The sequence below is a fragment of the Aliifodinibius sp. S!AR15-10 genome (assembly GCF_031569985.1).
Taxonomy (GTDB): Bacteria; Bacteroidota; Rhodothermia; order Balneolales; family Balneolaceae; genus JAMQKA01.
In genome coordinates this window covers 23,929-34,385 of record NZ_JAMQKA010000061.1, presented here as the reverse complement: position 1 = coordinate 34,385, position 10,457 = coordinate 23,929, and the positions used below count along the sequence as shown (strand labels likewise).

General features: G+C 45.3%; 8 protein-coding genes. 6 read left to right on the top strand and 2 right to left on the bottom strand.

Annotated elements, in window-relative coordinates; genetic code table 11:
• Positions 1 to 445: 445 nt before the first annotated feature.
• Positions 446 to 1,693: an NADP-dependent isocitrate dehydrogenase gene (gene icd / locus NC796_RS23785; RefSeq protein WP_310688313.1), complete on the bottom strand. Its 1,248-nt coding sequence runs from the start codon at positions 1,691 to 1,693 to the stop codon at positions 446 to 448.
• Between the two features lie 225 nt (positions 1,694 to 1,918).
• Between icd and NC796_RS23780 the strand changes: the two genes are divergently transcribed.
• A complete protein-coding gene (locus NC796_RS23780; protein WP_310688312.1) occupies positions 1,919 to 2,119 on the top strand; it encodes a hypothetical protein in 201 nt (66 codons plus the stop codon).
• Positions 2,120 to 2,225: 106 nt separating this feature from the next.
• Here NC796_RS23780 and cobA read toward each other — a convergent pair whose 3' ends face one another.
• Positions 2,226 to 3,056: a uroporphyrinogen-III C-methyltransferase gene (gene cobA, locus NC796_RS23775; RefSeq protein WP_310688311.1), complete on the bottom strand. Its 831-nt coding sequence runs from the start codon at positions 3,054 to 3,056 to the stop codon at positions 2,226 to 2,228.
• 590 nt (positions 3,057 to 3,646) lie between these two features.
• Here cobA and nirB point away from each other — a divergent pair.
• From nirB to NC796_RS23750, 5 genes are all read left to right on the top strand, one after another.
• Positions 3,647 to 6,187 (top strand): nitrite reductase large subunit NirB, encoded by a 2,541-nt coding sequence (gene nirB, locus NC796_RS23770; RefSeq protein ID WP_310688310.1) that lies wholly within the window; start codon positions 3,647 to 3,649, stop codon positions 6,185 to 6,187.
• A gap of 79 nt (positions 6,188 to 6,266) precedes the next feature.
• Complete coding sequence (gene nirD, locus NC796_RS23765) at positions 6,267 to 6,614, top strand: nitrite reductase small subunit NirD (RefSeq protein WP_310688309.1); 348 nt, start codon at positions 6,267 to 6,269, stop codon at positions 6,612 to 6,614.
• Between the two features lie 35 nt (positions 6,615 to 6,649).
• Positions 6,650 to 7,603: a bifunctional molybdenum cofactor biosynthesis protein MoaC/MoaB gene (gene moaCB / locus NC796_RS23760; RefSeq protein ID WP_310688308.1), complete on the top strand. Its 954-nt coding sequence runs from the start codon at positions 6,650 to 6,652 to the stop codon at positions 7,601 to 7,603.
• 75 nt (positions 7,604 to 7,678) lie between these two features.
• A complete protein-coding gene (locus tag NC796_RS23755) occupies positions 7,679 to 8,947 on the top strand; it encodes a hypothetical protein (protein WP_310688307.1) in 1,269 nt (422 codons plus the stop codon).
• Between the two features lie 64 nt (positions 8,948 to 9,011).
• A complete protein-coding gene (locus NC796_RS23750; protein ID WP_310688306.1) occupies positions 9,012 to 10,376 on the top strand; it encodes a NarK family nitrate/nitrite MFS transporter in 1,365 nt (454 codons plus the stop codon).
• Positions 10,377 to 10,457 lie beyond the last annotated feature (81 nt).

Below are 10,457 nucleotides of genomic sequence, written 5' to 3'. Positions count from 1 at the left end.
CACTCCCGGCAGCAGCTGGTCGATCAACTCATGAGCTACATCAAAGACTATAACCAGAAGAACGCAAAACCATTCAACTGGACCTATGGAAAAGAGTACCTCACGAATTAAGTGGTAATGACACTAGCGATATCTGGATCGACTGGGTATTTTAGCAGGCTTTTCTTAACAGGGATACCACTTTACTCACTAACAGATAATGCGCGAGCGATATTGGGAGGGATGTCATAGTACACATCCTCTTCTTAAAGACTCGAATAGAACTTGACGTTTGAGAGATCTTTTTAAGGGATACAATTCAACAAAGAGTTCACCGCCGATCGCGAAATGAAGTTCTGTGGGATTCTCCATTTCTCAAACTCGCGTTAAAATAAAAAAGGTGCAGAATAGTAGGATGCCCCACCATTACTGCACCTAAATATGTGCGAGAAAAAAAGGTCTCTTCTTACATATTTTCAACGATCTTGTCGCCAAACTCTGAACACTTCAGGAGTGTTGCGTTATCCATCAGTCGTTCAAAGTCGTAAGTTACCTGCTTCTGGCTGATTGACTCTTCGATGCCTTTTTCCACCAGGTCAGCTGCTTCTTTCCAACCCATGTACCGCAGCATAATGACAGCTGAAAGAATGAGAGATCCCGGATTCACTTTGTCCTGACCGGCATACTTTGGAGCAGTCCCGTGGGTAGCTTCAAATACGGCATAACCAGTGTTGTAGTTGATGTTGGCACCCGGTGCAATTCCAATACCACCAACACAAGCAGCAAGCGCATCCGATACATAGTCTCCATTCAGGTTCAGGGTGGCAATTACGTCGTACTCATCCGGACGTGTAAGAATTTGTTGCAGGAAGGCATCCGCAATGGCATCTTTTACAACGATACCGTTTGGCAGCTTGCACCATGGTCCGCCACCGAACTCTTCAGCACCAAATTCTTCTTTGGCTACTTCATAGCCCCAATTCTTGAAGCTTCCTTCGGTGAACTTCATGATATTACCTTTGTGTACCAGGGTCACGCTGTCGCGATCATTATCAATCGCATACTGGATCGCTGAACGGACCAGTCGTTTTGTACCCTCGATAGAGACAGGCTTGATACCGAGAGACGTGGTATCCGGAAAGCGGATTTGGGTGACACCCAACTCGTCGATCAGGAATTTTTTGAGCTTTTCATTCTTCTCTGTTCCGGTCTGGTATTCAATTCCGGCATAAATATCTTCAGTATTCTCACGGAAAATGACCATATCCGTTTTTTCCGGGTGGCGTACCGGGCTTGGTGTACCTTTGAAATAGCGTACCGGGCGCACGCAGGCATAGAGATCCATTTTTTGTCGAATCGCTACGTTCAGTGAACGAATGCCACCACCCACTGGAGTGGTAAGTGGTCCTTTAATTGATACCAAATAATCCTTGATTGCTTGCAGGGTATCCTCGGGCAGCCATTCATCATCTCCATAGAATTTAACAGCTTTTTCACCGGCATAAATCTCAAACCATTCAATCTGTTTTTCCCCGTCATAGGCTTTTTCAACAGCACTGTCAATTACATGTCGCATGGTAGGGCTAATATCAACACCGATACCATCACCTTCAATAAACGGGATCACCGGGTTATCCGGAACGTTTAATGATCCGTCGGATTTTTTTTTGATTTTCTGACCTTTGTCAGGTGGAGTGATTTTATCGTAACTCATGGGCAATGTTTAGATAATTGAGGGTTCAAATTTGGAAGTAAAGTATAGTAAAAATTTGGCGTAGGTGCAGGAGCAACTTCTACGGTTACTTCTGAATGATTTTATACCGTTCTAAATTTTAATTATACAGTGGGAAATAGTAACTAACCTATGGAGGTCTCGTTCTTTCGATTCGGTACTTTTTGCCGTATCTTCAACGTTGACCGTTAAAAACGGAGATCTGTTATGTTAAAATCAATGTTCGGGCACAGGCCCAATCCCAAAAAGTTCGATTATCAATTTCGGTATTACGATCCGAAGAAAGATGAGCGCAAAAAGAGGCGGATCAAAATTAAACGCCCTCACAGAAAGCATCACCAGGGGCGATCAGTGTTGTTGTATGCCCTTATCCTCTCTTTTATTGTGTGGCTTATTTCTGCATTATAATGCTTCTACTGAGTCGTTTGCATTCACCGAACGAAAGAATAAGGCTATCTTGAAACCTGACAAGTGATAGATACTAATTCTCGAATGTAGTAATCATATCTGCTACTTAGAAACTCAGACCAGCTATTCCTACATTCATATAGCGGTTAAGCTCTTTAAAAGGCTTTTGTACAGTCGCCAGGAACCCATTTTTGGGTGAATGTTTCTTCTGGCAAAAATCAGGATGCAGGCGCACAACTTCACCGATTAGAATCAAGGCCGGGTTTGTCAGTCCATGCTCTTCTACTTCAATTGCAATTGTATCGATCGTGCCTATCGCAATCTTTTCTTCTGGAAGGGAGCCCTGCTGAATAACGGCCACAGGGGTGTGGTGCTTGCCATGATTTTTAAATATCTGAACAATTTTAGGCAGGTTACGCATTCCCATAAGGATCGCTATCGTAGCATTTGTTTGAGCCGCCTTTTCAATATCTTTTGATACTCCTCCTTTACGGGTTACGCCAGTTGTTACCCAAAAACTCTCATTTATTCCCCGTTTGGTCAGTGGTATCGTTTGGAGTTCACCAACCGATGTACAACTGGAGATACCGGGCACAATTTCAACGGGAATGCCGTGGGCACGAGCGTAGTCCACCTCCTCATGACCGCGACCAAAGATAAACGGATCCCCACCTTTTAGGCGAACAACGCAATTCCCCTGGGAGGCTTTCTCTACAATCAAGCCATTAATTTTTTCTTGACTGTTCTGGTTTGAACCAGCCTTTTTCCCAACATAGATTTTCTCTGCATTCGGGGGAGCATAGTCAAGCAGGTCGGGGTGGGAGAGGGTATCATATAATACTACATCCGCCTTGGCCAGGGTCTTTGCACCTTTAATACTTATGAGATCAGGATCGCCCGGACCAGCTCCAACTAGAATCAATTTTTTATTCTTCATTGTGTGAAAATGATCACTTTATAGAATTGTATTGGGACTAAGAGTAGCATTTTCTAAATCTGGGTTTTCGGAATATTTTCAACCTAAAATAACAAGGCTATTAATATTTAGTCTCAATTAACACTGTTATTTAAATAGACTATAAAAAAAGTTAATTGTAGCTTGATTAAAACTTCTGTTCAAGTTAGTATTAGAGACGTAATTTGAATTTTTCATAAAATAGTTAGGTTTTATTAAAATTTAAATTAAAAAAATAAATAATAAATCGATTAAACAGGCTTCTGCAGTACGATTTTTGTTAAAGGCCATTATAGAATGTTCGAGAGATGACGCAAGCCATGGATTATAAGTAAGCCTATTTAATTTAAGTGAAGTTGCTTTGCGGCCTTAGTCTATTTGGTTTCAGGGAGAAGAAGGATAAAAATTTAAATAAATTTTGAATAATTATATTAATACCATTATTATTGAATCGAATTTACAATATTTAATAAATAAATTAACTGTTTTTAAATATTTGCCTAATAAAACATAGTTTTGAATTTCCTGCTTGGAGCAGGTTGGGCTAAATCTAAAGTAATTTTAATCAATCTATGATGAATTCAGGAACCATGGACTCGCAGCACATCGTAATTGTTGGAAATGGTATGGTGGGTTACAAGTTTTGCGAGAAACTCATCGCAAAAGAAGATGCCGATTCTTTTAAGATCACCATATTTGGTGAGGAACCACGCCCGGCATACGATCGAGTGCAATTGAGCTCTTATTTTACTTATGCGGAAGAGGAAGATTTGCAAATGGCTCCCCTGGAATGGTATGAGGAGAATGGTATTGAGCTGCATACCGGGGAATTGGTTGTTGAGCTCGATCGTGAGAACAAAACTGTGACTTCCCAGAAAGGGCGCACTGTCTCTTATGACAAGCTCGTCCTGGCCACAGGATCCAGTGCGTTTGTGCCCCCTATTAATGGCATTGAGAAGAGAGGTGTTTTCGTCTATCGTACTATTGAAGACCTGGACGCTATCACAGAGTATGCCCAGGTGGCCAGTAAGGCCGCGGTTATTGGCGGAGGCTTGCTTGGCTTGGAAGCAGCTAAAGCAGCTATGGATTTAGGGCTGGAGACCAGCGTCATTGAGTTCGCTCCCCGATTGATGCCCAAGCAGCTTGATGATATTGGGGCTCAGGCACTTCAAACTGCACTTGAAGAGCTTGACCTGGAAATTCTGCTTAATAAAAATACTACGCTTATCGGTGGCAATGGCACTCCTGAATATCTCGATTTTGAGGATGGCGACTGCCTGGATGCCGATATGGTCATTATTTCAGCCGGTATTCGTCCCCGCGATGAACTTGCTAAAAAGGCAAATCTAGAAGTGGGTGAGCGCGGTGGTATCGTCGTTAATGACCGAATGGAGACCAATGATCCTGATATTTACGCCATCGGTGAATCTGCGCTGCACCGAGGCATGATCTATGGTTTGGTTGCTCCTGGCTATGAGATGGCCGACGTACTTGTCGAAAACCTGATGGGGGGAGACAAAGAGTTTACAGAGTTTGACATGTCGACCAAGCTAAAACTGGTCGGTGTCGATGTAGCCAGTTTTGGAGATCCTTTCGGTGAGACCGAGGAAAACAGCAAAAAGGTGATCATCGATAATAAGGCCAAGGGGGTCTACAAGCGAATTAACGTTTCGGAAGATGGTGAGCGTCTGCTGGGTGGTATGCTCGTAGGAGATGCAGATGATTACAATATGCTTCTTCAAATTGCACAAAATGGATTTTCACTACCACCGGATCCGGTAGACTTGATTATCGGAGATCGCGATGAAGAGTCGGGTGTTGGTCAAAAAGTTTACGACTTTCCTGACGATTCGATTATTTGTTCTTGCGAAAGTGTAACCAAAGGAGACATCTGCTCCGTCATTGAAGACGAGGGCAAGGAAGATATTGACAGTATTAAGCAGTGCACAAAGGCCGGAACGGGCTGCAGCGGTTGTGTACCGATGCTTGATGATCTGCTTACCCAGTCGATGGAGGCGCGCGGTAAAGAGGTCCGGAAAGTCATTTGTGAACACTTCGACTACACGCGCCAAGAGCTGTTCGACATCATCAAAGTTAAAGAGATTCACACCTATGATGAACTCCTGGATGAAGTAGGTGAAGGAAACGGCTGTGAAAAATGTAAGCCGGTGGTTGCTTCACTGCTTGCAAGTGCATTCAACGAGCACGTGCTTGAAGAGCGTGACACCATTCAGGATACTAATGACCGATTCCTGGCCAACATTCAGCGCGGCGGAACCTATTCGGTGATCCCGCGCGTTCCCGGTGGCGAAATCACGCCCGACAAACTGATTAGAATCGGGGAAATTGCGAAGAAATATGGTCTATACACCAAGGTTACCGGTGGACAGCGCATTAACATGATGGGAGCCCGTGTCGACCAGCTACCAGATATCTGGGAAGAATTGATCGAGTCTGGCTTTGAAAGCGGACACGCCTACGGAAAAGCATTACGAACGGTTAAAAGTTGTGTTGGCTCTGTATGGTGCCGCTACGGCCTGCATGAATCTGTTTCTTTCGCCATTGAAATTGAAGAACGATATCGTGGCCTGCGTGCCCCCCACAAGCTCAAAGGCGGAGTTTCCGGTTGTGTAAGAGAATGTGCTGAAGCCCAGTCGAAAGACTTTGGCATTATCGCCACCGAAGAAGGCTGGAATCTGTTTGTATGTGGAAACGGTGGAACCAATCCGCAGCATGCCAAGCTGCTTGCCACCGATCTCGATGAAGAAACGCTAATCAAATATCTCGATCGCTTCCTGATGTTCTACATCAAAACGGCCGAACATCTCAACAGAACCTCCACATGGTTAAATAAAATGGAGGGTGGTCTGGAGTACCTGAAAAAAGTGGTCGTAGAAGACTCGCTTGGAATTGGAGAACAGCTCGAGCAGGAAATGCAGCAGCTGATTAATGTCTACTCCTGTGAGTGGAAAGAAGTGGTCAACAATCCCGAACTCAGAAAACGCTTCAAACACTTTGTCAACTCCGACGACGGTGATCCTAACGTCAAGTTCAAGGATTACCGCAAACAACCTGTGCCTGCTGCTGCAGGTTGGGAGGAAGACGAAGAGTAATCAATCCAATCCCCGTATTCACAATCTGAACTCAGTTATCATCCAAATCACAATCCCTAACGTAGTATCAGACTAACCTATGGAAACACAGCAAGAAGTCAGTAAGTGGTTCAAAGCTGCTAGAGTTGAGGACTTTCCCAAAAACGGCGGAGCCTGTGTAAAATATAAAGATCAGCAGATCGCCGTATTCAACTTCACGCGACGTGGCGAATGGTTTGCCTGCCAAAATATGTGTCCCCACAAAAAGGAGATGGCACTGGCCCGCGGCATGATCGGAGAAACCGACGGTGAGCCGAAAGTGGCCTGCCCCTTTCACAAGCGAGCATTCTCGCTCTGCTCCGGTGAAAATATCAACGGGGATGAGGAGCCGGTTACAACTTACCCGGTTAAGGTAGAGAACGGATATGTCTATGTTGGGCTCTCATAAAACGAGAACAATTGTAATTCATAATCCCTAGTAAGATGAGAGATATATCGGGTAAAACCACTTCTCTAAGAACGGCCAAGGTGCTTGCGGTAGTAAGTTGCAGCCAGGAGACTCTGGAAAGAATCCAGGCTGACAACCTACCAAAAGGCAATCTGTTGGATGTCGCCCGTTCGGCTGGATTATTGGCTTCCAAGCAGACTCACAACCTTATCCCTCATAGTCACTCTATTTCGATCGATGCTCTGGATATTTCTTACAGTTACATCGAAAATGGGGAGTGCAGTGAAGATGTGGGCACCGTGTCTGCAGAATATGGAATTGCCATCATAGTTCAAGGCAAATCTATCAGTCGAACAGGTATTGAGACGGTGCTTCTGACAGCAGCATCAATCAGTGCTCTAACTATTTATGACCTTTTGGAGCCACTTGATTGTGGGGTTGAGATCATGAGCACCCGACTGCTGGAAAAAGACCCTGAAAAGAATAAGCTGCAAAAAGTGACTGGCCAGCAGAATAAGGTCGCTGTTCTCATTTGTTCAGACTCCGTGGCCGCCGGACGAAAAAAGGATCGTACCGGGCCAATTATTGGGCGATTATTGGAGGAGCACAATGCAGATGTCATCGACTACAAAATTATGCCCGACCGTCCCGAGGCTATCCAGGCACAGCTTAATGAGTGGTCGAGCATGAATATACCTTTCGTATTCACCGTCGGCGGAACCGGCATCGGACCCAAGGATAGGGTCGTTGACGCAGTGAAAGCAGTAATTGAACGCGAAACTCCCGGCATCGTAGAGGCAATGGAACTGCACGGCCTGCAGCGTACACCATTGGCGATGATGTCGCGGTTGACGGCAGGTGTCTTGAAAGGCACGCTAATTGTAACATTGCCCGGCAGTTCTGACGGGTTGCGCCAAAGTCTCGAAGGCTTGCTTCCCGGCGTCTTCTATGCAAAAAAAATGCTACGTACAGCTACCATGAATAGCTGAGTCCTCAATGCTGCTAATTCACTAGCAGTCCCAATCCCTTAATATCATTCCATCTACGCTATCAATTTTATAACTATGAATTATAAAACGTGTACTAAAACTCTATCCATACTTCTGTTATTAGCTTGTTTTTTAACGGACTATGCCTTTGCCCAGTTCACATTGTCCGGTGAACTTCGTCCCCGAACGGAGCTCAGGCATGGCTACAAAACGCTTCCATCTTCTGGATCAAACGCTGCATTTTTTACTGAGCAGCGATCTCGGTTGAACCTGGACTATACCAACGATTCTTATGAATTGAAGTTCAGCGTGCAGGATGTGCGTATATGGGGCAGCCAGGATCAGCTGAACACAACCGATGGCCTTTTCTCAGTTCATGAGGCGTGGGGAGAGGTGAATTTAGATGAAAATTTCGCTTTGAAAGCAGGTAGGCAGGAGCTTGTCTATGATGATCAAAGAATCCTTGGTAGCGTGGGTTGGACCGCACAAGGCCGCAGCCACGATGCTTTGCTCCTGAAATATGAAGAAGAAGCCTGGGCACTGCATACAGGGTTTGCATTCAACCAAACAAGTGCGAATCTCTTTGAAACAACCTATTCCGGTGTTAACAATTATAAAACACTGCAGTACCTGTGGTATCACCGGGATCTCGAAACCACAAGTTTTTCTGTACTGGGGCTCAATAACGGGGTACAATCGCCGGGCGGTGATGTATACTTCACCCAAACTATGGGATTCACCGGCAGCCAGGCGATATCCGATCTCAAACTCAACGGAACAGCCTTCTACCAGGCAGGGACCGATCCCGGAGGAACGGATGTCGGTGCAATGATGGCCTCGCTAAGCCTGAACTATTCCGGCTTTACATTGGGAGCGGATTACCTAAGTGGAACGGGTTCAAACCAGCAGGAAAACCACTCGTTTAACCCGCTGTATGGTACGCATCACAAGTTTTATGGATTTATGGACTACTTCTATGTTGGACATCCCCACAGCCAGCAGGCGGCCAGCCACAACAATAATATTGGCTTAGTAGATCTATACCTGAAGAAAAGCACAAGCATTGCGTCCGGGACAGCTATTTCGGCAGCACTTCACGAATTCTTTTCACCTGTTTCAATTGTCGATCCGGGGGCTCCTTCGGAAACGCTAAGCACACGATTGGGCACCGAAGTGGATCTTGTGTTCAGCCACGCCCTTTCGGAGGAAGTCAAAATTATGGCCGGCTATTCTCATCTGTTTGCTACGTCTTCCATGGAGGCCTTGAAAGGTGGAAGTAACGGCCAGGTTGCCAACTGGGCCTGGCTTATGCTGAGTTTCAACCCCGTATTTCTATCAATGTAATCAACGCTAACATCAACAATTACACCCGACCAATCCCTAAATCTAAATTGTCTAACAAATCATTATGAAAACGACAAAAGACACGAATAAGGCAACACGCATTAATATATTTAGTTTTGCTGCACCGCATATGCGGACCTTTCACTTGTCCTGGATCTCCTTTTTCCTCTGTTTCTTTGGATGGTTCGGGGTAGCACCACTAATGGCCGTTATACGTGAAGAGCTGAGTCTGACTCAATCTCAAATCGGAAACACCATTATTGCGTCAGTAGCGATTACAGTAATCGCACGGATCTTTATCGGGCGATTTTGTGATAAATATGGACCGCGCCTGACCTATACCGTATTGCTGATTTTTGGCTCTATTCCAGTCATAGGAATTGGGTTGAGCAACAGTTACGAAACCTTCCTGTTGTTCAGGTTGGCAATCGGTATTATCGGTGCTTCGTTTGTCATTACCCAGTACCACACTTCAATCATGTTTGCCGATAATGTTGTGGGTACGGCCAACGCTACCACAGCCGGTTGGGGTAATATGGGTGGTGGAGCCACGCAGATGATTATGCCGATGATATTTGCAGGTTTTATATTCCTGGGCTTTGAAGATGCGTCAGCCTGGAGATGGGCGATGGTTGTACCTGGTGTTGCGATGATTATTCTCGGTATCCTTTACTACAATTACACAACGGATACCCCAAAAGGTAACTTTTCTGAGCTGGAGATCGATTCTGTTGCCGAGATGGAGGATGATGAGGGTGATGCTGATGTGTCGATGCTCGAGGTGATGAAAGATTACCGGGTGTGGAGCCTGTTCGTCATTTATGGTGGTAGTTTCGGTATTGAGCTGACGATTAACAATATCGCAGCTATATACTACTACGATTACTTTTCCCTAGACTTGGAGACGGCGGGACTCATTGCCGGACTCTTCGGCCTGATGAACCTTTTTGCACGATCATTTGGTGGTTACCTGGGCGATAAGTTCGGTATAAAAGCTGGACTTAAAGGACGTGTTCGCTTCCTGTTCGTTATGCTTTTCCTGGAAGGTTTGGCACTTATGCTCTTTTCCAGTATGACTGCTCTTACACTTGCCATCGGAACGATGATCTTCTTTAGTCTCTGTGTCCAGATGGCAGAAGGTGCCACCTATTCCGTAGTTCCATTTGTCAACCGAAAAGCTGTTGGCGCAGTCTCAGGAATCGTAGGTGCGGGTGGTAATGCCGGTGCTGTAATGGCAGGATTCCTGTTCAAATATGAATCCCTGAGCTATCCCGAAGCGCTCTTTATTATCGGTGGCATCGTAACTGTTGTGTCATTCCTGGCATTTACCATTCAGTTCTCACAAGCTGATGAGAAAGAAGCCAGGATGGAACTGAAAGAAGCCATGGGTGAACCCGAAGCTGAACTGGAACCAGCTTATGTAGAGTAAGAAAAATCTTATGTGCGACGCACTTCGGAAGTGCGTCGCACATCCTATGAACTAAATCAACTAGCAAGCGAATTCGCATCA

Coding starts and splice junctions, on each gene's coding strand:
- NC796_RS23750 (WP_310688306.1), top strand. CDS start 9,012: ATGAAAACGACAAAAGACACGAATAAGGCAACACGCATTAATATATTT.
- NC796_RS23755 (WP_310688307.1), top strand. CDS start 7,679: ATGAATTATAAAACGTGTACTAAAACTCTATCCATACTTCTGTTATTA.
- moaCB (WP_310688308.1), top strand. CDS start 6,650: ATGAGAGATATATCGGGTAAAACCACTTCTCTAAGAACGGCCAAGGTG.
- nirB (WP_310688310.1), top strand. CDS start 3,647: ATGATGAATTCAGGAACCATGGACTCGCAGCACATCGTAATTGTTGGA.
- cobA (WP_310688311.1), bottom strand. CDS start 3,056: ATGAAGAATAAAAAATTGATTCTAGTTGGAGCTGGTCCGGGCGATCCT.
- nirD (WP_310688309.1), top strand. CDS start 6,267: ATGGAAACACAGCAAGAAGTCAGTAAGTGGTTCAAAGCTGCTAGAGTT.
- icd (WP_310688313.1), bottom strand. CDS start 1,693: ATGAGTTACGATAAAATCACTCCACCTGACAAAGGTCAGAAAATCAAA.
- NC796_RS23780 (WP_310688312.1), top strand. CDS start 1,919: ATGTTAAAATCAATGTTCGGGCACAGGCCCAATCCCAAAAAGTTCGAT.